The sequence below is a fragment of the Pseudomonas sp. HMSC076A11 genome, from assembly GCF_001810205.1.
Classification (GTDB): domain Bacteria; phylum Pseudomonadota; class Gammaproteobacteria; order Pseudomonadales; family Pseudomonadaceae; genus Pseudomonas; species Pseudomonas aeruginosa.
This window is the reverse complement of record NZ_KV800315.1, coordinates 230,853-252,280: the sequence shown is the minus strand read 5'-3', so window position 1 is coordinate 252,280 and position 21,428 is coordinate 230,853. Positions and strand designations below refer to the sequence as shown.

Genomic DNA, 21,428 nt, shown 5'->3' with positions numbered 1-21,428 from the left:
CTGTGCTCGGCAAGCGGGGCGCATGTTATACAGGGGGCGAAAGGCCGTCAACGGGTTTTTTAAAAAAATTCAGCTATATAAAGGAGTTACGGCAAATCCACGGGTCGCCTCCTTTGCCCCGGGCGGCGTCCATGCGAAAATGCGCGTCCTTTTTCCACCCGATTCGATGGTTACCCTTCCGACATGACCGCACAACTGATCGACGGCAAAGCGATCGCCGCCAACCTTCGCCAGCAGATAGCCCAACGCGTGACCGAGCGCCGCCAGCAAGGCCTGCGCGTTCCCGGCCTGGCGGTGATCCTGGTCGGCACCGATCCGGCCTCTCAGGTCTATGTGGCGCACAAGCGCAAGGACTGCGAGGAAGTCGGCTTTCTCTCCCAGGCCTACGATCTTCCCGCCGAAACCAGCCAGGACGACCTGCTGGCCCTGATCGACCGCCTGAACGACGACCCCGCCATCGACGGCATCCTGGTCCAGCTACCCCTGCCCGCCCACCTGGACGCCTCCCTGCTGCTGGAGCGCATCCACCCGGACAAGGACGTGGACGGTTTCCATCCCTACAACATCGGCCGCCTGGCCCAGCGCATGCCCCTCCTGCGCCCCTGCACCCCGAAAGGCATCATGACCCTGCTCGCCAGCACCGGCGCCGACCTGTACGGCATGGATGCGGTCGTGGTCGGCGCCTCGAACATCGTCGGCCGGCCCATGGCTCTGGAGTTGCTGCTGGGTGGCTGCACCGTCACCGTGACCCACCGCTTCACCCGCGACCTGGCCGACCATGTGTCGCGCGCCGACCTGGTGGTGGTCGCTGCCGGCAAGCCGGGACTGGTCAAGGGCGAGTGGATCAAGGAAGGCGCCATCGTCATCGACGTCGGCATCAACCGCCAGGCCGACGGCCGACTGGTCGGCGACGTGGAATACGAAGTGGCAGCGCAACGCGCCAGCTGGATCACCCCGGTGCCGGGCGGCGTCGGGCCGATGACCCGCGCCTGCCTGCTGGAAAATACCCTGCACGCCGCCGAACACCTGCACGACTGAGGTCGCCGGTAATGAAAAGCCCCGCGTTCGCGGGGCTTTTCATTTATCGCTGCGGGTTCAGTCGGCCAGGCGCCAGGTAGTGCCGCCCTTGCCATCCTCCAGCACTACGCCCATGGCGGTGAGCTGATCGCGAATCCGGTCGGACTCCGCCCAGTTCTTCGCCGCCCGCGCCTCCAGGCGCGCCTGGATCAGCGCCTCGACCTCGGCCGCATCGACCTTGCCCTCGGCGCCCGCCTGCAGGAAGGCTTCCGGCTCCAGTTGCAGCACCCCCAGCAGGCCAGCCAACTGCTTCAGGCGCGCGGCCAGCGCGGCCGCCGCCGACAGGTCGCTTTCGCGCAGACGATTGACCTCCCGCGCCAGCTCGAACAGCACCGAGCAGGCACCCGCGGTATTGAAGTCGTCGTCCATCGCCGCGGCGAAGCGCTCGACATACTCCGCCGCTTCCGCCGGCGCCGCCTCGGGCAGCCCCTTGAGCGCGTTGTAGAAACGGTCCAGGGCCGCCTTGGCCTCGCGCAGGTTCTCCTCCGAGTAGTTGATCGGACTGCGGTAATGGCTGGCGATCAGCAGGTAACGCACCACTTCGGGGTGATATTTCTCCAGCACTTCGCGGATGGTGAAGAAATTGCCCAGCGACTTGGACATCTTCTCGCCGTTGATGGTGATCATCCCGCAGTGCAGCCAGGACTTGGCGTAGGGCTTGCCGGTCGCGGCCTCGCTCTGGGCGATCTCGTTCTCGTGATGAGGGAACTCCAGGTCGTTGCCACCGCCATGGATGTCGAAGGAATCGCCCAGGCAGCAGGTGGACATCACCGAGCATTCGATGTGCCAGCCCGGGCGCCCCTCGCCCCAGGGCGACGACCAGCTCGGTTCGCCAGGCTTGGCGCCCTTCCAGAGCACGAAATCGAGCGGATCCTCCTTCGCTTCGCCCGGCTCGATCCGCGCACCGATGCGCAGGTCCTCGACCCGCCGCCGCGACAACTTGCCGTAGCCAGCGAACTTGCCGACCCGGTAGTACACGTCACCGTTGCCCGGCGCGTAGGCATAGCCCTTGTCGATCAGGATCTGGATCATCGCGTGCATGCCGGCGATGTGATCGGTGGCGCGTGGCTCCTGGTCCGGCTTGAGGATGTTCAGCCGGGCCTCGTCCTCGTGCATCGCCGCGATCATGCGCTCGGTCAGCACATCGAACGGTTCGCCGTTCTCGTTGGCGCGATTGATGATCTTGTCATCGATATCGGTGATGTTGCGCACGTACGTCAGGTCGTAGCCACGGTGGCGCAACCAGCGGGTGATCACGTCGAACGCCACCATGCTGCGGCCGTGGCCCAGATGGCAGTAGTCGTACACGGTCATGCCGCACACGTACATGCGCACCTGGTTGCCGACCAGCGGCGTGAAGACTTCTTTGGTCTTGCTCAGCGTGTTGTAGATCTGCAGCACGGTCTTTCCTCAGCCCTGTCCCCAGGAGTCACGCAGGGTGACGGTACGGTTGAACACCGGCTTGCCCGGCCTGGAGTCCTTCAGGTCGGCGACGAAATAGCCTTCGCGCTCGAACTGGAAGCGATCCTCCGGGTTCGCCTGGCCCAGCGACGGCTCGGCGCGACAGCCGGTCAGTACCTGCAGGGAGTCGGCGTTGATGTTGTCGAGGAAGCTGCCGCCCTCTTCCGCCTTCTCCGGATTGGCCGAGCGGAACAGCCGATCGTACAGGCGCACTTCGCACTCGACGCAGCCCTCGGCCGGCACCCAGTGGATCACGCCCTTGACCTTGCGGCCTTCCGGGTTCTTGCCCAGGGTGTCCGGATCGTAGCTGCAGCGCAGTTCGACGATATTGCCGTCGGCATCCTTGATCGCTTCGTCGGCACGGATCACGTAGCTGCCGCGCAGACGCACCTCGCCACCGGGGATCAGGCGCTTGTAGCCGGCCGGCGGGACTTCCTCGAAGTCACCGGCATCGATGAACAGCTCGCGACCGAACGGCAGTACGCGCACTCCCATGTCTTCCTTCGGATGACGCGGCAACTCGAGGTTCTCCACCTGCCCTTCGGGGTAGTTGGTGATCACCACCTTGAGCGGTTTCAGCACGCACATGGCACGCGGCGCGGTGGCGTCCAGGTGGTCGCGGATGCTGAACTCGAGCATGCCGATGTCGACCACGCCGCTGGCGCGGTTCACCCCGATCATCTCGCAGAAGTTGCGGATCGACTCCGGGGTATAGCCGCGGCGGCGATAGCCGGACAGGGTCGACATCCGCGGATCGTCCCAGCCGCTGACATGGCCTTCGTCGACCAGTTGCTTGAGCTTGCGCTTGCTGGTCACGGTGTAGTTCAGGTTGAGCCGGGAGAATTCGTACTGGCGCGGTTGCGCAGGCACCGGCAGGTTGGCCAGGAACCACTCGTAGAGCGGACGATGGTCTTCGAATTCCAGGGTGCAGATCGAATGGGTGATGCCCTCGATGGCGTCCGACTGACCGTGGGTGAAGTCGTAGCTCGGGTAGATGCACCACTTGTCGCCGGTCTGGTGGTGATGCGCATGGCGGATGCGGTACAGGATCGGGTCGCGCAGGTTCATGTTCGGCGAACCCATGTCGATCTTCGCCCGCAGCGAACGGGCGCCGTCGGGGAACTCACCGGCCTTCATGCGGGCGAACAGGTCGAGGTTCTCCTCCACCGAACGGTCACGGTAAGGGCTGTTGCGGCCCGGCTCGGTGAGGGTGCCGCGGTATTCGCGCATTTCCTCGGGACCGAGGTCGCAGACGAACGCCTTGCCGGCCTTGATCAGCTCGATGGCCCAGGCATGCAGCTGGTCGAAATAGTTGGAGGCATAGCAGACCTCGCCGGACCACTGGAAGCCCAGCCACTTGATGTCGGCCTCGATGGCATCGATGTACTCCTGGTCTTCCTTGGCCGGGTTGGTGTCATCGAAGCGCAGATGGCAATCGCCAGCGAATTCCTGGGCCAGGCCGAAGTTCAGGCAGATCGACTTGGCGTGGCCGATGTGCAGGTAACCGTTGGGCTCCGGGGGGAAACGGGTGACGATCTTCGCGTGCTTGCCGGCATCCAGGTCGGCTTGAACGATCTGGCGCAGGAAGTTCGGGGCGGCGGTGGTCTCTGGCTTGCTCATGGGATCCTTGGTCATGCTCTCGCCCGACCAGGGTAGGCCGGGCAAATCAAAGCGCTTATCATAGCCGAAGCTGTCAACCCCCTGACAGGCCTTCGATTTTCACGACAAAGCGGATTACCCACATGATCAAGCTGCATACCAACCATGGCGTCATCACCCTGAAGCTCGATGAAGAGAAAGCCCCGGAAACCGCGGCGAACTTCAAGGAGTACGTGAAAAGTGGCCACTACGACAACACCGTCTTCCACCGCGTGATCAACAACTTCATGATCCAGGGCGGCGGTTTCGAGCCGGGCATGAAGCAGAAGCCCACTCGCGCACCGATCAAGAACGAAGCCAACAACGGCCTGACCAACAAGGTCGGCAGCATCGCCATGGCTCGTACCATGGACCCGCATTCGGCCAGCGCGCAGTTCTTCATCAACGTCGCCGACAACGATTTCCTCAACCATACCGCCCCCACCACCCAGGGCTGGGGCTATGCCGTCTTCGGCGAAGTGGTCGAGGGCATGGACGTGGTCAACAAGATCAAGGGCGTGGCCACCACCATGCGCAGCGGCCACCAGGACGTGCCGGCCGAGGACGTGATCATCGAGAAGGCCGAAATCGTCGAAGAATGAAGCGATGAGCGTCCTGTTCATCTCGGACCTGCATCTCGAAGCGGAACGCCCGGACATCACCCGGGCGTTTCTGTCTTTCCTCGATGAGCGCGCCCGTCGGGCCGAGGCCCTGTACATCCTCGGCGACTTCTTCGAAGCCTGGATCGGCGACGACGGCATGGACGCCTTCCAGCGCTCCATCGCCCAGTCCCTGCGCCAGGTGGCCGACGACGGTACGCGCATCTACCTGATGCACGGCAATCGCGACTTCCTCATTGGCAAGGCGTTCTGCCGCGAGGCCGGATGCACGCTGCTGCCCGACCCGAGCGTTATCGACCTGTACGGCGAGCCGGTATTGCTGATGCACGGGGACAGCCTGTGCACCCGAGACGAGGCCTACATGCGCCTGCGCCGCTGGCTGCGCAACCCGCTCACGCTCTGGGTACTGCGCCACCTGCCGCTGGCCACCCGGCACAAGCTGGCACGCAAGCTGCGCAAGGAAAGCCGCGCGCAGACCCGCATGAAAGCCGTCGACATCATCGATGTCACGCCCGAAGAAGTGCCCCGGGTCATGCGCGGGCATGGCGTGCGTACCCTGATCCATGGCCACACTCATCGGCCGGCCGAACACCCGCTGGACATCGACGGCCAGCCCGCCCGGCGCATCGTGCTCGGCGACTGGGACCGCCAGGGCTGGGCCCTGGAGATCGACGCCAACGGCCATCGCCAGGCGCCCTTCCCGCTCTGACCCACCCCAGGCCCGCCATGCGGGCCTTTCAGCGAAGCATTATGCGATTCGCATTTTTTCCACCGTCCATCTTGACGTCGCGGGCCACCTTTCAGCAGGATCGCGCTCCCCCACCCCGCATCAAGGAATGATCGTGATCATCTCGAAGGGAAACCTGATCAAGTTCGTCGCCGCCCCCCTCGGCATGCTCGCCCTCGGCTTCGGCCTGTTCAACGGCGTGTTCTTCTATAACGAAGCCGGCTTCATGACCCACGTAAGGACCATCTTCGGCGACGAGAAGATCGTCGATGACGTCGGCTACGCGACCAAGTGGTTCGGTCGCGCCACCACCTGGAAGAAGGCCATCAGCGTGCAGTCCGTGCTGGTCATGGACGATAACGACACCAATCCGGACAACGACGGCCTCGGCGCCACCATCGAGGCTTTCCCGATCGTGTTCCTCGGCAACGTCGACGCCAAGGTCGAATCTTCCGCGCGCTTTCGCCTGCCCGGCGGCGAGCCGTTCCTGAAGATGGCCCAGGAATACCGCAACCCGGACAATTTCATCCGCACCGCACTGGTGCCGGCGATCAAGGAAACCCTCCAGGCCACCGCTTCGCTGATGAGCGCCGACGACTACTACGCCGGAGCCCGCAGCGAATTCGCCGCCGAGTTCGAGAACCAGCTCAACGACGGCCTGTACCTGATCAAGCGCAAGGAAGTCCGCGGGCCGCGCGGCGCCATTCCGCACCAGACCGCGATCCTCCAGGCCGGCACCGAGCAGGGAGCGTTCGGCGACAACAACGCCAGCCAGTTCGTCACCGAGAAGGTCACCGATGCCAAGGGCATCCCGGTACGCAAGCAACAGCAGTTCCGCAAGTTCGGCGTCGAGGTGGTGGAAGCGCGGATCACCAACGTCGATCCCAACCCGCAGTACAAGCAGCGCATGGTCAAGGTCCAGCAGGCGCTCGCCGAGCTGGCGGTGGCGCGGCAGAACCGCCTGAAGGAAGAAGAGGAAAAGCTGCTGGTCACCGCCCGCGGCGAGAAGGAAGTCGAGGCCAAGCGCCAGGAAACCCTGCGCGACCAGATCGAACGCACCACCCAGGCGGAAACCGACAAGCAATTGGCGGTGATCAACGCCGAGCGCGAGAAGCAGCGCGCCGAGATCGAGAAGCAGACCGCCGAACTGCTGCGCGACAAGGCCACGGTGACCGCCCAGGCCACCAAGATCACCGCCGACGCCGAGGCTTACGCCCGCGAAGCGGTGATTAAGGCGGACGGCGCGTTGCAGCCGAAGCTCGACGCGCTGATCGCGATCAACAAGGTCTGGGCCGAAGCCGCCGCCCAGGCCCCCGTCCCCAGCGTAATGATGGGCGCCGGCGCCAACGGCGCGGCGAGCCGCCAGGACGAGATCGGCCAGCTGATGGGCGTTCTGGCGACCAAGGCCGCCCGCGACCTGGCCCTCGACCTCAAGGTCAAGGACTGATCCAGGCAGCAAAAAAAGCGCCCCGCGGGGCGCTTTCTTGTTTCCGACTCAGGCCACCAGGTCCACCGGGAGGCCGCTGTGGAAGCGGAATTCGTTGTCCGGACTGCTGATCAGCTCGGCCTCCTTGGCCCGCACCACCTCGATCGTCCGCTCCACGTCGGCCTCGTCGCCGTACTGGTAGGCCAGCTTCAGGTAGTCCTGGAAATGCCGCGACTCGGACTTCAGCAAACCGCCGTAGAATTTCGCCAGCTCCGCGTCCAGGTGCGGCACCAGGGCGGCGAAGCGCTCGCAGGAACGCGCCTCGATGAAGGCGCCGACCACCAGCGTATCGGTCAGCCGCTGCGGCTCCTGCTTGCGCACCAGGTCGCGCAGCGCCGAGGCGTAGCGGGAGGCGCTGACATTGACCACCCGGATACCGCGTTTCTTCAGGATCGCCAGCACCTGCTCGAAGTGGCGCAGCTCCTCGCGCGCCAGGCGGCTCATCTTGTTCACCAGGTCCAGGCGGCCGGAGTACTTGCCGATCAGTTGCATCGCCGTCGCCGCGGCCTTCATCTCGCAGGCCTTGTGGTCCAGCAGCATGACGTCCTGGCGCTCCAGGGCCGCCTCGACCCAGGCGGCGGGAGTGGAACAGGCAAGGAATTGGTCGATCTCGGGCAACATGGTGCAGGTCACTCATTCTGGAAAGGGCCTGCCATGACGCTGGTCGGGGCAGGAAAGGCGGAGCATTATACGGAAGCTGCGGCGGTCGGGCAGGCCGACCCGTTTGATATGCATCAAGAGCAGCGGCTGGATTGCGTCTAGAGTTGTTTCAGCGATAACCACAAGCACTCAGGGAGACGATCATGCAAGCCATTCGCAGCATCCTCGTGGTGATTGAACCGGACCAGCTGGAAGGTCTCGCCCTGAAACGGGCACAACTGATCGCCGGCGTGACCCAGTCGCACCTGCACCTGCTGGTCTGCGAGAAGCGCCGCGACCACAGCGCCGCTCTCAACGACCTGGCCCAGGAGCTGCGCGAGGAAGGCTACAGCGTCTCGACCAACCAGGCCTGGAAGGACTCCCTGCACCAGACCATCATCGCCGAGCAACAGGCCGAAGGCTGCGGGCTGATCATCAAGCAGCACTTTCCCGACAACCCGCTGAAAAAGGCCATCCTCACCCCGGACGACTGGAAGCTGCTGCGCTTCGCGCCCTGTCCGGTACTGATGACCAAGACCGCCCGGCCCTGGACGGGAGGAAAGATCCTCGCCGCGGTCGACGTCGGCAACAACGACGGCGAGCACCGCTCCCTGCACGCCGGGATCATCAGCCATGCCTACGACATCGCCGGCCTGGCCAAGGCCACGCTGCACGTGATCAGCGCCCACCCCTCGCCGATGCTCTCCTCTGCCGACCCGACCTTCCAGCTCAGCGAAACCATCGAGGCCCGCTATCGCGAGGCCTGCCGCACCTTCCAGGCCGAGTACGGTTTCAGCGACGAACAATTGCACATCGAGGAAGGTCCGGCCGACGTGCTGATCCCGCGCACCGCGCAGAAGCTCGACGCGGTGGTCACCGTGATCGGCACCGTGGCGCGCACAGGGTTGTCCGGCGCGCTGATCGGCAATACCGCGGAAGTGGTGCTGGATACCCTGGAAAGCGACGTGCTGGTGTTGAAGCCGGACGACATCATCGCCCACCTGGAGGAGCTGGCCAGCAAGGAGTGACCGCTGGTCGGACGAAAAAGCCGCCCAAGGGCGGCTTTTTCGCTGGAGACACCGCCTATCTGTCGATCGCCTGCAGGAACGAGGGCGCGATGTAGCGCTGGTAATGCGCTTCCGACAGCAGGAAGAATTCCCGGTCGATGGCATCGCGCAGGTCCGGCAGGCTCCAGTCGCGGAATTCCGGCAGCAGTGCCACGCCGTAGGCTTCGATCTGGTTGATCAGCCGGGAACCGCGGGCGATCAACTGGTAGGCCCAGCAATAGGGGGACTGCTCGGGGACGAAACGGATCTGCCGCTGCTCCAGTTGCAGGCGCAGGCGCGCGGCGTCGAAGACTTCCAGCTTGGCGGCCATCACCTGGGCCAGCAACTGCTCAAGGCGACTCCAGACAGCCCGCTTTTCCTCGGCGTCGTAGAGGTTCCAGTTGACCACCTCATGGTGGAAACGCTTGCAGCCACGGCATACCAGGTCGCCGTATACCGTGGAGCAAAGCCCTACGCAGGGGGTTTTGATTCTTTGCGAAGACATGGCCGGGACAACGAAAACAAAGCGGCATCTTAGCCCTTTGTCTAATCAAGTTCACCCCGTGGTTCCTAGGGTTTCCGACTTAACTTTGCGTCGAGTTTCCAGTAACATTGGCCCGCCTTTTTAGGCGCCAATGTCCGTTAGAAGCTGTTTTCAAAGCGTCACGAGCACAGTTTCCGGCAGGTACGCTGGCGACGGCGCCTCCCTCAAGCGTCTCGCCAGCCCCACCCCAGCCCGCCGGCGTAAAACTTTGAAAACAGCTTCTGTCTGGAACCTGCCGATGCCCTCGTAGGTTGGTGGATTACCGTCCACCTGGGCCTGACGAGCGGATCTGCGTCGGTTCCTGGATACGTGTCCCCCGGGACCACTGATGAGGGAAATACTGTGCTTGAAGCCTACCGCAAACACGTAGAAGAGCGTGCCGCCCAGGGTGTCGTGCCCCAACCGCTGAACGCCGAACAGACCGCAGGCCTGGTCGAGCTGCTGAAGAACCCGCCGGCCGGCGAAGAAGAATTCCTCCTTGACCTGATCACCAACCGCGTACCGCCGGGCGTCGACGAAGCCGCCTACGTCAAGGCCGGTTTCCTTTCCGCCATCGTCAAGGGCGAAGCCACCTCCCCCCTTATCGACAAGCAACGTGCCGCCGAGCTGCTGGGCACCATGCAGGGCGGCTACAACATCGCCACCCTGGTCGAGCTGCTGGACGACGCCGAACTGGCCAACACCGCCGCCGAACAGCTGAAGCACACCCTGCTGATGTTCGACGCCTTCCACGACGTCGCCGAGCGCGCCAAGAAGGGCAATGCCGCGGCCAAGTCCGTGCTGCAATCCTGGGCCGATGGCGAGTGGTTCAAGGCCAAGCCGGAAGTCCCGGAAAAGCTGACTCTCACCGTATTCAAGGTCCCCGGCGAAACCAACACCGACGACCTCTCCCCGGCCCCCGACGCCTGGTCGCGCCCGGACATCCCGCTGCACGCCCTGGCCATGCTGAAGATGGCCCGCGACGGCATCGAGCCGGTCCAGCCGGGTTCGGTCGGTCCGCTGAAGCAGATCGAAGCGGTCAAGGCCAAGGGCTTCCCGGTCGCCTACGTCGGCGACGTGGTCGGCACCGGTTCCTCGCGCAAATCCGCCACCAACTCGGTGCTGTGGTTCTTCGGCGACGACATTCCGTTCGTGCCGAACAAGCGTGCCGGCGGCTTCTGCTTCGGCACCAAGATCGCACCGATCTTCTACAACACCATGGAAGATGCCGGCGCCCTGCCGATCGAGTTCGACTGCACCAACCTGGCCATGGGCGACGTCATCGACGTATACCCCTATGAAGGCAAGGTCGTTCGCCACGACAGCGGCGAAGTGGTCACCACCTTCGAGCTGAAGACCCCGGTCCTGCTCGACGAAGTCCGCGCCGGCGGCCGTATCCCGCTGATCGTCGGCCGTGGCCTGACCGAGAAGGCCCGCGCCGAGCTGGGCCTGGGCGCCTCCGACCTGTTCCGCAAGCCGGAAGCACCGGCCGATAGCGGCAAGGGCTTCACCCTGGCGCAGAAAATGGTCGGCCGCGCCTGCGGTCTGCCGGAAGGCCAGGGCGTGCGCCCGGGCACCTACTGCGAACCGAAGATGACCACCGTCGGTTCCCAGGACACCACCGGCCCGATGACCCGCGACGAACTGAAGGACCTCGCCTGCCTCGGCTTCTCCGCCGACCTGGTGATGCAGTCCTTCTGCCACACCGCGGCCTATCCGAAGCCGATCGACGTCAAGACCCACCACACCCTGCCCGACTTCATCATGACCCGTGGCGGCGTGTCGCTGCGTCCGGGCGACGGCATCATCCACAGCTGGCTGAACCGCATGCTGCTGCCCGATACCGTTGGTACCGGCGGCGACTCGCACACCCGCTTCCCGATCGGCATCTCGTTCCCGGCCGGCTCCGGCCTGGTGGCCTTCGCCGCCGCCACCGGCGTGATGCCGCTGGACATGCCGGAGTCGGTGCTGGTGCGCTTCAAGGGCAAGCTGCAACCGGGCATCACCCTGCGTGACCTGGTCCATGCGATCCCTTACTACGCGATCCAGCAGGGCCTGCTGACCGTCGAGAAGAAGGGCAAGAAGAACATCTTCTCCGGCCGCATCCTCGAGATCGAAGGCCTCAACGACCTGACCGTGGAGCAGGCCTTCGAGCTGTCCGACGCCTCGGCCGAGCGTTCCGCCGCCGGCTGCACCATCAAGCTGCCGGAACAGGCGATCGCCGAGTACCTGAAGTCCAACATCACCCTGCTGCGCTGGATGATCGGCGAAGGCTACGGCGACCCGCGCACCCTGGAGCGTCGCGCCCAGGCGATGGAAGCCTGGCTGGCCAAGCCGGAGCTGCTGGAAGCCGACAAGGACGCCGAGTACGCCGCGGTGATCGAGATCGACCTGGCCGACGTCAAAGAGCCGGTGCTCTGCGCGCCGAACGATCCGGACGACGCGCGTCTGCTGTCGAGCGTACAGGGCCGCAAGATCGATGAAGTGTTCATCGGCTCCTGCATGACCAACATCGGTCACTTCCGCGCCGCCGGCAAGCTGCTGGACAAGGTCAAGGGCGGCATCCCGACCCGTCTGTGGCTGGCTCCGCCGACCAAGATGGACGCCCACCAGCTGACCGAGGAAGGCTACTACGGCATCTACGGCAAGGCTGGCGCGCGCATGGAAATGCCGGGCTGCTCGCTGTGCATGGGCAACCAGGCTCGCGTCCAGACCGGTTCCACCGTGGTCTCCACTTCGACCCGTAACTTCCCGAACCGTCTGGGCGATGCCACCGATGTGTTCCTGGCATCGGCCGAGCTGGCGGCGGTCTCCTCGATCCTCGGCAAACTGCCGACCGTGGAGGAGTACATGGCCTACGCGAAGGACATCGACAGCATGGCTGCCGACGTCTACCGCTACCTGAGCTTCGACCAGATCGCCGAGTTCCGCGAAGCGGCTGCGAACGCCAAGATCCCGGTCGTCCAGGCCTGATCCAGCGACGCGTCGAACAAGCCCCGCCCCGTGCGGGGCTTTTTCTTGCCCGGCGAACCCCCCCGCGCCGCCTGGCATAGCGCTTGCTGTGGCAGCTATGGAAAAGCGCGCCGACGACGGCGCCTGCGCACTGGAAAACGGGACGGCCCGCGCCGCCCTCCCGCACTCGAGGTGGTGATGACAGACAGAGCGATACGCAGCCAGGCCTGGGCCGGCGGTTCCGACGCACCGGAAAAGAGCGCCCTGGACATCGGTTTCATGGCGCTGACCGATTCGGCCTCGCTGATCGTGGCCGCCACCCAGGGCTTCGCCCAGCCCTACGGCCTCACGCTCAATCTCAGGCGCCAACCGTCCTGGGCCACCTTGCGCGACAAACTGCTCAGCGGCGAGCTGGATGCCGCGCAGTGCCTGTACGGGCTGGTCTACGGCGTCCAGCTCGGCCTCGGCGGCAGCGCGGCAAGCGAGATGGCGGTGCTCATGGGACTGTGCCAGAACGGCCAGGCGATCAATCTTTCCGAACCGCTGAAGCAGGCTGGCGTGACCAGTGCGGAGGCACTGCTCCGGCATCGGCGCCAGAATGGTGCACGCCTGACCCTGGCGCAGACCTTTCCCACCGGTACCCACGCGCTCTGGCTGAACTACTGGCTGGCGAGCATCGGTCTGCATCCGCTGCACGACGTGCACAGCGTGGTGGTTCCACCGGCGCAGATGGTCGGCCATCTCCAGGCCGGGCGCATCGACGGGTTCTGCGCCGGTGGACCCTGGGGCGCCCTGGCCGTGGACCAGGGCCAGGGCTTCACCATCGCCACCAGCCAGGCGATCTGGCCGGACCACCCGGAAAAGGTCCTCGGCACTACCCGCGCCTTCGTCGACGCCTACCCGAACACCGCCCGCGCGCTGGTCATGGCGGTCCTCGACGCCAGCCGCTTCATCGAACAGAACGCCGAGAACCGCCTGGGCACCGCGCAACTGATCAGCGGCCGCGACTATGTCGACGCTCCGCTCGGCGCGATCCAGCCGCGCTTCTTCGGCCGCTACCAGGACGGCCTCGGCAACGCCTGGCAGGACCCGCATCCGCTGCGTTTCTATGCCGACGGCGAAGTCAACCGGCCCTGGCTCTCGGATGGCATGTGGTTCATGACCCAATTCCGCCGCTGGGGCCTGCTGCGCGAAGACCCGGACTACCTGGGCATCGCCCGCAGGGTCCAGCAGACCGCACTGTACCGCGATGCCGCGACGGCCCTTGGCCTGTGCCTGGACGGCGCCGACATGCGCCGCTCGACACTGATCGACGGGCGCACCTGGGACGGCAGCGACCCCGCCGGCTACGCCCGCAGCTTCCCGATCCACGCCCTGGCCGAAACCGGCCAGAGCATCGCCCCCTGACCCTGGTGCGCCCGCCATGCTGCGTATCCTGCTGATCGACGACACGCCGAAGAAAGTCGGACGCCTCAGGGCCGCCCTGCTCGAGAGCGGTTTCGAAGTGGTGGACGAGTCGGGGCTGACCATCGACCTGCCGGCGCGCGTCGAAGCGCTGCGTCCCGACGTGATCCTGATCGACACGGAGTCTCCCGGCCGCGACGTGATGGAGCAGGTCTGCCTGGTCAGCCGCGACCAGCCGCGCCCGATCGTGATGTTCACCGACGAGCACGATCCGGGAGTGATGCGCCGCGCCATCCAGTCCGGGGTCAGCGCCTACATCGTCGAAGGCATCCAGGCCAGCCGCCTGCAACCGATCCTCGACGTCGCCATGGCGCGCTTCGAGAGCGACCAGGCGCTGCGCGCTCAACTGCAGGCGCGCGAGGCGCAGCTGGCCGAGCGCAAGCGCATCGAGCTGGCCAAGGGCCTGCTGATGAAGATGAAGCATTGCGGCGAGGAGGAGGCCTACACGCTGATGCGACGCCAGGCCATGAGCCGCCAGCAGAAGCTGATCCAGGTCGCCGAGCAGATCATCGCCATGCACGACATGCTCGGCGGCTGAATCCGGCTGGGCAGCTGGCGATCATATCGCCAGCCACCCTGCTGGCCCCCGGCGCAGAGCGGCGCGGCTATGCTCGTGCGCCCGGAACGGCCCTATCCGTTCTGGGAGCTACCCCCTCGCCACCCTCGACTAGCATGACCAGGGAGGCCCGCAGTGGACGCCCAGGGCTAGGAGCCGCAGGCGTCCGCCCGAACCGCACCGCCGACTCAGCGGTCAGGAGATGCTCAGCATGATCGATCTCAGCACCTGGAACCTTACTATTCCCACCGAACCCACCCCGCAGGTGATCACCACCCAGCAACTCAACAACGGCTACCAGAGCCGGTACTTCCAGCAAGGCAACGATGGCGGCCTGGTCTTCTGGGTGCCCATCGACGGCTCGCACACCGAGGACAGCACCTATCCTCGCACCGAACTGCGCGAAACCCAGGCCGACGGCAGCCTCGACAACTGGTACTACTGGCAGGCCGACAACGAACTGCGGGTGACCATGAGCGTCGAGAAGGTCCCCTCGAAGAACAAGGTGATCATCGGCCAGATCCACAGCAAGTCGCCACAGACCGACGACGGCGAACCTCTGGTGAAGCTGCAGTACTACTACAAGCCCGAGGAAGGCCTCGGCCGGGTCGAGGCGCTGGTACGCAACCACCCGGACGATTCCTATAGCCGCAACGTGTCGATCCTCGAGCAGGTACGCCTGGGCGAGCGCTTCAACTACAGCCTGCGCGTCACCTCCAGCGGCGAGTTGGCGGTGCGCGCGCGCAGCCAGGACGGCGAAGAGGACGCTTACTACCAGACCCTCGGCAGCGCCTGGAACGACCAGTTGCTCTATTTCAAGGCCGGCGCCTACGTGAACGACAACGCCGGCGACAGCGGCGAAGGCAGCCGCGTGACCATCTACCACCTGAACACCGCCCATCGCTGAACCGCCGACGGCACACGGACGCGCCGCCCCAGCCCTGTGCAAGCCCCCGACGCCTGCCACCGCGGCGTGCACGCCCGACGCCATGGTTGTCCCTGCAACCGCTCTACGCCGCGCTTTCGACAACTTGGCAAAGAGCTTGCTACGTCCTGCCTGACGGTAGCCAACGGCGGTTACCCATCCCCGACAAAGACGTCGCGCGGCCTCTCCTTCCCGGCAGAGGCCCGTGGCGTCTTCGTCGTTTCGCCCCAGCGTCGGGGCGGGTGGGTGGTCCGCTGTCGGACGCTCACCTTGTAGCGATGCAACTTCCGCCGGGCGGCCGTTCCGCCCCGATTCCGCTGGATACGAGGTGTTCGATGAACAACAGCTTCTGGAAGGCCGGCCATGCGCCGACCCTGTTCGCGGCGTTTCTCTATTTCGACCTGAGCTTCATGGTCTGGTACGTGCTCGGCCCGCTGGGGGTGCAGATTGCCGGCGACCTGCAACTGAGCACCCAACAGCGCGCGATGATGGTCGCCACGCCGATCCTCGCCGGCGCCGTACTGCGCTTCCTGCTCGGCCTGCTGGCCGATCGCTGGTCGCCGAAGAGCGCCGGCATCCTCGCCCAGGTCATCGTCATCGCCGCCCTGGCGGCCGCCTGGCTGCTGGGCGTGAACAGCTATGCGCAGGCACTGCTGCTGGGGTTGTTCCTCGGCTTCGCCGGGGCATCCTTCGCCGTGGCCCTGCCGCTCGCATCGCAATGGTACCCGCCGCAACACCAGGGCAAGGCCATGGGCATCGCTGGCGCGGGCAACTCCGGCACCGTGCTCGCCGCCCTCTTCGCCCCCGGCCTGGCCGCCGCGTTCGGCTGGAACAATGTGTTCGGCTTCGCCCTGCTGCCGCTCGTCCTGACCCTCCTGGTGTTCGCCATGGTCGCGCGCAACGCCCCGCAGCGGCCGGCGCCCAAGGCCATGGGCGATTACCTGAAAGCCCTCGGCGACCGCGACAGCTGGTGGTTCATGTTCTTCTACAGCGTCACCTTCGGCGGCTTCCTCGGCCTGGCCAGCACCCTGCCCGGCTATTTCCACGACCAGTACGACCTGAACCCGGTGACCGCCGGCTACTACACCGCCGCCTGCGTCTTCGCCGGCAGCCTGATGCGCCCGCTCGGTGGCGCCCTCGCCGATCGCATCGGCGGCATCCGCAGCCTGCTGATGGTGTACACCCTGGCCGCCATCTGCATCGCCGCGGTCGGTTTCCACTTGCCCAGCGCGATGGCCGCCCTCGGCCTGTTCGTGGTCGCCATGCTCAGTCTCGGTGCCGGTAATGGCGCGGTGTTCCAGCTGGTACCGCAGCGCTTCCACAAGGAAATCGGCGTGATGACCGGGCTGATCGGCATGGCCGGCGGCATCGGCGGCTTCTGCCTGACTGCCGGCCTCGGCGCGATCAAGCAAAGCACCGGCGACTACCAGCTCGGCCTGTGGCTGTTCGCCAGTCTCGGCGTGCTGGCCTGGTTCGGCCTCCACGGGGTGAAGCGGCGCTGGCGCACCACCTGGGGCTCGGCCGCGGTCACCGCCGCGCGGGTCTGAGCGTGGGGTTGCGACTGAGCATTGGCGAAGCCAGCGCCTGCGGGCCTCGCACGGAAAACCAGGACGCGCTGCGGGTGGTCACCCCGGCGCCGGCCCTGGCCGCCAGCAAGGGACACCTGCTGGCCATCGCCGACGGTGTCAGCCAGTGCGCCGATGGCGGCCTGGCGGCGCGCAGCAGCCTGCAAGCGCTGGCCCTGGATTACTATGCGACTCCGGAAACCTGGGCCATCGTGCAATCCCTGGACCGCCTGCTGCTGGCGCAGAACCGCTGGCTACAGGCCAACGGCGGCGGCCAGCCGCTGCTCACCACCCTCACCGCCCTGGTGCTGCGCGGCACCCGCTACACCCTGGCCCACGTCGGCGATTGCCGGGCCTACCTGTGGCGCGACGGCGAGTTGCTCCGGCAGACCAGCGACCACGTCTGGGAACAGCCGCACATGCAACACGTGCTGACCCGCGCCCTGGGACTGGACCAGCATCTGGTGGTCGACTATCTGGAAGGCGATCTGGAGCCCGGCAGCCAGTGGCTACTGGTCAGCGACGGCGTCTGGGCGACGCTGGGCGACAGCGGCATCCGCAGCATCCTGCGCAACGCCGAGGAGCCGCAGCGCAGCGCCGAGGCCCTGGTTCGCGCCGCCCACCTGGCAGGCAGCCAGGACAACGCCAGCGCCCTGCTGGTACGCGTGGAAGGCGTGCCCGCAGGCAGCCTCGGCGACGCCCTCGCGCAACTGGGCCACTGGCCACTGCCGCCGCCGCTGAAGCCCGGCCAGCTCTTCGAAGGCTGGCGGGTCCGGCAGTTACTCGGCGAATCCCGCCAGTCCCTGCTCTACCGGGTCGAGGATGGCCAGGGCCAACCCTGGCTGCTGAAGACCCTTCCCGCCGCACGTGCCGACGATCCGCTGGCAACCCAGGCCCTGCTGCTCGAGGAATGGTTCCTGCGCCGCGTCCAGGGCCGGCATTTCCCCGAGCTGCACGGATTGGCGCAGCGCCAGCATCTGTATTACCTGATGCGCGAGCACCCCGGAGAGACTCTCGCCGAGCGCTTGCGCAACCATGGCCCGCTGTCGCTGCCGGAGTGGCTGGGGCTGGCCAACCAGCTGCTGCGCGGGCTTGGCCAGTTGCATCGACGCAACCTGCTGCACCGCGACCTCAAGCCGGAAAATCTCCACCTCGGCCGCGACGGCGAGCTGCGCCTGCTGGATTTCGGCCTGGCCTGGTGTCCGGGATTGTCGCGCGAAGACCCCCATCTGCTACCGGGTACGCCCAGCTACCTGGCGCCGGAGTGCTTCTCCGGCACCTCGCCCTCGGTGCGCCAGGATCTCTACGCCACCGGCGTCTGCCTCTACCAGGCGCTGACCGGGCGCTATCCCTATGGCGAGATCGAAGCCTTCCAGCACCCGCGCTTCGGTCGCCCCGTCCCGCCCAGCCGCTATCGCCCCGACCTGCCGGCCTGGATCGACGACCTGCTGCTGCGCGCCGTCGCCTGCGACCCCGCACAGCGCTTCGAGACCGCCGAGGAATGGCTGCTCTCGCTGCAACAGGGAGAAGCGTTGCCGGCCGCGGCAACCCGCCCATTGCTGGAGCGCGAACCGCTGCAGACCTGGCGCGCCATCGCCCTGCTGTCCCTGGCCGCCAACCTGGCGCTACTCCTGGTCTGGCTGAAGGGCTGAGAGGCACCAGCCCGGTGCGATACGCCCCGGCACGGGGCAGAAAGACCGCGGTGAGGCCCCGCGTTATCCCTGCAAGGCCATGGAGATAGGCAATAGCGCAAGTTGGCACGGCGCCTGCTTGGGTTCTCCCGACAATCGACAACAAAGCGCCTGCCTCAACGACGAGGCGGCGTTTCCCGACCGAACGGGACCTGGACAAAGGCGTCCTGCTGGCAACAGCGGGACGCCTTTTTTGTTTGCGCCAACCTTATGCAGGAGCTACTCCGCATGAAGAAGATCAAGCTGGTGATGGTCGGCAACGGCATGGCCGGGGTCCGTACCCTGGAAGAACTGCTCAAGCTCAACTCGGACTTCTACGACATCACGGTGTTCGGCGCCGAGCCCCATCCCAACTACAACCGCATCCTGCTGTCCCCGGTGCTGGCCGGCGAGCAGACCTTCGAGGAAATCGTCCTCAACGACCTCAACTGGTATGCGAAAAACGGCATCAAGCTCCTCCTCGACCGCAAGGTGGTGCAGATCGACCGGGTCCGCCGCAGGGTGGTCGCCGCGGACGGCAGCGAGGCCGAGTACGACCGCCTGCTGCTGGCCACCGGCTCGGTCCCCTTCATCCTGCCGATACCCGGCAATCGGCTGCAGGGCGTGATCGGCTACCGCGACATCGCCGACACCCAGGCCATGATCGACTGCGCCCGGACCCACAGCCACGCGGTGGTGATCGGCGGCGGCCTGCTCGGCCTGGAGGCGGCCAACGGCCTCAAGCAACGCGGCATGGACGTGACCGTCGTGCACCTCTCCGACTGGCTGCTGGAACGCCAACTGGACCGCACCGCCGGCAAACTCCTGCAAGGCGCGCTGGAAGCCCGCGGCATCCGCTTCCGCCTGAACACCCAGACCCAGGAACTGATGGACAACGGCAGCGGCCGGGTCTGTGCCGTGCAGTTCAACGACGGCGACGTGATTCCCGCCGACCTGGTGGTAATGGCCGCCGGCATCCGCCCCAATACCGAGCTGGCCGAAAGCGCGGGCATCCCCTGCAATCGCGGCATCCTGGTCAACGACACCCTGCAGACCTACGACCCACGCATCTATGCGGTCGGCGAATGCGCCAACCACCGTGGCATCGCCTACGGCCTGGTTGCGCCGCTGTTCGAGCAGGCCAAGGTCTGCGCCAACCACCTGGCTCATCTCGGCTACGCCCGCTACCAGGGCTCGGTGACCTCGACCAAGCTCAAGGTGACCGGTATCGACCTGTTCTCCGCCGGCGACTTCATCGGCGGCGAAGGCAGCGAGACCATCACTCTTTCCGACCCCATCGGCGGCGTCTACAAGAAGCTGGTAATCAAGGACGATGTACTGGTCGGCGCCTGTCTCTACGGCGACACCGCCGACGGCGGCTGGTACTTCCGGCAGATCCGCGAGAACCACAACGTCGCGCAGATCCGCGACCACCTGATGTTCGGCGAGAACGCCCTCGGCGATGTCGGCCACCAGGGCCAGAACAGCGCCGCGAGCATGCCCGACACGGCCGAAGTATGCGGCTGCAACGGCGTCTGCAAGGGCACCATCGTCAAGGCCATACAAGAACACGGCCTGTTCAGCGTCGACGAAGTCAAGAAACACACCAAGGCCGCCAGCTCCTGTGGCTCCTGCGCGGGATTGGTGGAACAGATCCTGATCAGCACCGTCGGCGGCGCCGCCGACGTCAAGCCGAAGAGCGAGAAGGCCATCTGCGGCTGCAGCGACCTCAACCACGGGCAGATCCGCAAGGCCATTCGCGAACACCGGCTGACCAGTCTCGACGCCGCCATGCGCTTCATGGACTGGAAGACCCCGAACGGCTGTGCCACCTGCCGCCCGGCCCTGAACTACTACCTGATCTCGACCTGGCCGGGAGAAGCCAAGGACGATCCGCAGTCGCGCCTGATCAACGAACGCGCCCACGCCAACATCCAGAAGGACGGCACCTACTCGGTGGTACCGCGGATGTGGGGCGGCGTGACCAACGCCGCCGAGTTGCGGCGCATCGCCGACGTCGCCGACAAGTACCAGGTGCCGATGGTCAAGGTCACCGGCGGCCAGCGCATCGACCTGCTGGGGGTGAAGAAGGACGACCTGCCGGCCATCTGGAAAGACCTCGACATGCCCTCCGGACATGCCTACGGCAAATCCATCCGCACCGTGAAGACCTGTGTCGGCAGCGAATTCTGCCGCTTCGGCACGCAGAACTCGACGCAGCTGGGCATCGATCTGGAACACGACCTGTTCAACATGTGGTCGCCGCACAAGGTCAAGCTGGCGGTCTCCGGCTGCCCGCGCAATTGCGCCGAGGCCGGGATCAAGGACGTCGGCATCATCGGCGTGGACTCCGGCTGGGAGATGTACATCGGCGGCAACGGCGGGATCAAGACCGAGGTCGCGGAGTTCTTCGTCAAGCTCAAGACCGCCGAAGAGGTGCGCGAATACAACGGCGCCTTCCTCCAGCTCTACCGCGAGGAAGCCTTCTACCTGGAGCGCACGGTGCATTACCTGCAGCGGGTCGGCATGGAGCACATCCGCAAGGCGGTGGTCGAGGACGCGGAAAACCGCAAGGCGCTCAACGACCGCCTGCAATTCGCCCTGTCCTTCGAGCAGGACCCATGGAAGCAGCGCATCGAACAGCCGCAATTGAAGAAGGAGTTCGAACGGATTCCGCTCAAGCAACTGGAAAACGTCTGAATCCCTTGCCCGGGCCGTCCCACGGCGGCCCTCCCCCTACCGGAGTGAACCGATGAACTGGCTGGATATCTGCTCCCTCGATGAAATCAACCCGCTGGGCTCGCGCGTGGTCGCCGGCCCGAAAGGCGACATCGCCATCTTCCGCGCCGCCGACGACCAGGTCTTCGCCCTCAATGACCGCTGCCCGCACAAGGGCGGCCCGCTGTCCCAGGGCCTGATCTACGGCAAGCGAGTGGCCTGTCCGTTGCACAACTGGCAGATCGAACTGGAGAGCGGCGAAGCCGTGGCCCCGGACCAGGGCTGCGCCCATCGCCACCCGGTGCGGGTGGAGAACGGGCGGGTGCTGCTCGGCCTGGACAGCGTGGCGCTGTGCGCCTGA

The 21,428-nt window shown here is 65.8% G+C and carries 17 protein-coding genes; 13 read left to right on the top strand and 4 right to left on the bottom strand.

What is annotated here, in order from left to right; translation table 11 throughout:
* Positions 1 to 183 precede the first annotated feature (183 nt).
* Positions 184 to 1,038, top strand: a complete 855-nt coding sequence (folD, locus tag HMPREF2716_RS21875) for a bifunctional methylenetetrahydrofolate dehydrogenase/methenyltetrahydrofolate cyclohydrolase FolD (RefSeq protein WP_003087898.1) — start codon at positions 184 to 186, stop codon at positions 1,036 to 1,038.
* Between the two features lie 57 nt (positions 1,039 to 1,095).
* Here folD and cysS read toward each other — a convergent pair whose 3' ends face one another.
* Together cysS and HMPREF2716_RS21865 are read right to left on the bottom strand one after the other, a co-directional pair.
* Complete coding sequence (gene cysS, locus HMPREF2716_RS21870; protein ID WP_016561775.1) at positions 1,096 to 2,478, bottom strand: cysteine--tRNA ligase; 1,383 nt, start codon at positions 2,476 to 2,478, stop codon at positions 1,096 to 1,098.
* A 9-nt stretch (positions 2,479 to 2,487) separates the two neighbouring features.
* Positions 2,488 to 4,158 (bottom strand): glutamine--tRNA ligase/YqeY domain fusion protein, encoded by a 1,671-nt coding sequence (locus HMPREF2716_RS21865; protein ID WP_043495201.1) that lies wholly within the window; start codon positions 4,156 to 4,158, stop codon positions 2,488 to 2,490.
* 122 nt (positions 4,159 to 4,280) lie between these two features.
* Here HMPREF2716_RS21865 and HMPREF2716_RS21860 point away from each other — a divergent pair, with 122 nt between their 5' ends.
* From HMPREF2716_RS21860 to HMPREF2716_RS21850, 3 genes are all read left to right on the top strand, one after another.
* Entirely contained in the window at positions 4,281 to 4,778 is a 498-nt protein-coding gene (locus tag HMPREF2716_RS21860) for a peptidylprolyl isomerase (RefSeq protein ID WP_003087890.1), read from the top strand.
* Positions 4,779 to 4,782: 4 nt separating this feature from the next.
* The gene (lpxH, locus tag HMPREF2716_RS21855; protein WP_003122838.1) at positions 4,783 to 5,505 is read left to right on the top strand and encodes a UDP-2,3-diacylglucosamine diphosphatase; all 723 of its coding nucleotides are present in this window, start codon (positions 4,783 to 4,785) and stop codon (positions 5,503 to 5,505) included.
* A 133-nt stretch (positions 5,506 to 5,638) separates the two neighbouring features.
* A complete protein-coding gene (locus HMPREF2716_RS21850; protein WP_003120298.1) occupies positions 5,639 to 6,970 on the top strand; it encodes an SPFH domain-containing protein in 1,332 nt (443 codons plus the stop codon).
* A gap of 48 nt (positions 6,971 to 7,018) precedes the next feature.
* Here the strand turns inward: HMPREF2716_RS21850 and HMPREF2716_RS21845 are convergent, their stop codons facing one another.
* Positions 7,019 to 7,642 (bottom strand): tRNA isopentenyl-2-thiomethyl-A-37 hydroxylase MiaE, encoded by a 624-nt coding sequence (locus HMPREF2716_RS21845; RefSeq protein WP_003122839.1) that lies wholly within the window; start codon positions 7,640 to 7,642, stop codon positions 7,019 to 7,021.
* Between the two features lie 170 nt (positions 7,643 to 7,812).
* Between HMPREF2716_RS21845 and HMPREF2716_RS21840 the strand changes: the two genes are divergently transcribed.
* Positions 7,813 to 8,676, top strand: a complete 864-nt coding sequence (locus HMPREF2716_RS21840; protein WP_003087881.1) for a universal stress protein — start codon at positions 7,813 to 7,815, stop codon at positions 8,674 to 8,676.
* A gap of 55 nt (positions 8,677 to 8,731) precedes the next feature.
* On the opposite strand, the gene HMPREF2716_RS21835 is transcribed toward HMPREF2716_RS21840, so the two are convergent.
* On the bottom strand, positions 8,732 to 9,199 hold the full coding sequence (locus tag HMPREF2716_RS21835) for a DUF1289 domain-containing protein (protein ID WP_003098041.1): 468 nt from the start codon (positions 9,197 to 9,199) through the stop codon (positions 8,732 to 8,734).
* Between the two features lie 381 nt (positions 9,200 to 9,580).
* On the opposite strand from HMPREF2716_RS21835, the gene acnB reads away from it, so the two are divergent.
* The 8 genes from acnB to nirD all read left to right on the top strand — a co-directional run bounded on the left by acnB (position 9,581) and on the right by nirD (position 21,428).
* Positions 9,581 to 12,190: a bifunctional aconitate hydratase 2/2-methylisocitrate dehydratase gene (gene acnB, locus HMPREF2716_RS21830; RefSeq protein WP_003087875.1), complete on the top strand. Its 2,610-nt coding sequence runs from the start codon at positions 9,581 to 9,583 to the stop codon at positions 12,188 to 12,190.
* 177 nt (positions 12,191 to 12,367) lie between these two features.
* The gene (locus HMPREF2716_RS21825) at positions 12,368 to 13,576 is read left to right on the top strand and encodes a CmpA/NrtA family ABC transporter substrate-binding protein (protein ID WP_003144726.1); all 1,209 of its coding nucleotides are present in this window, start codon (positions 12,368 to 12,370) and stop codon (positions 13,574 to 13,576) included.
* 16 nt (positions 13,577 to 13,592) lie between these two features.
* Positions 13,593 to 14,171: an ANTAR domain-containing response regulator gene (locus tag HMPREF2716_RS21820; protein WP_003087868.1), complete on the top strand. Its 579-nt coding sequence runs from the start codon at positions 13,593 to 13,595 to the stop codon at positions 14,169 to 14,171.
* 229 nt (positions 14,172 to 14,400) lie between these two features.
* A complete protein-coding gene (locus tag HMPREF2716_RS21815; protein WP_003087865.1) occupies positions 14,401 to 15,096 on the top strand; it encodes a polysaccharide lyase family 7 protein in 696 nt (231 codons plus the stop codon).
* Between the two features lie 353 nt (positions 15,097 to 15,449).
* Positions 15,450 to 16,661, top strand: a complete 1,212-nt coding sequence (locus HMPREF2716_RS21810; protein ID WP_070622004.1) for a NarK family nitrate/nitrite MFS transporter — start codon at positions 15,450 to 15,452, stop codon at positions 16,659 to 16,661.
* A 74-nt stretch (positions 16,662 to 16,735) separates the two neighbouring features.
* Positions 16,736 to 18,331 (top strand): bifunctional protein-serine/threonine kinase/phosphatase, encoded by a 1,596-nt coding sequence (locus tag HMPREF2716_RS21805; protein WP_240128283.1) that lies wholly within the window; start codon positions 16,736 to 16,738, stop codon positions 18,329 to 18,331.
* A gap of 267 nt (positions 18,332 to 18,598) precedes the next feature.
* Positions 18,599 to 21,049, top strand: coding sequence for a nitrite reductase large subunit NirB (gene nirB / locus HMPREF2716_RS21800; RefSeq protein ID WP_070622003.1), 2,451 nt, complete (start codon positions 18,599 to 18,601; stop codon positions 21,047 to 21,049).
* A gap of 52 nt (positions 21,050 to 21,101) precedes the next feature.
* Positions 21,102 to 21,428 carry a nitrite reductase small subunit NirD gene (gene nirD / locus HMPREF2716_RS21795; protein WP_023110148.1) on the top strand — a complete coding sequence of 109 codons (327 nt, stop codon included), beginning with the start codon at positions 21,102 to 21,104 and terminating at the stop codon, positions 21,426 to 21,428.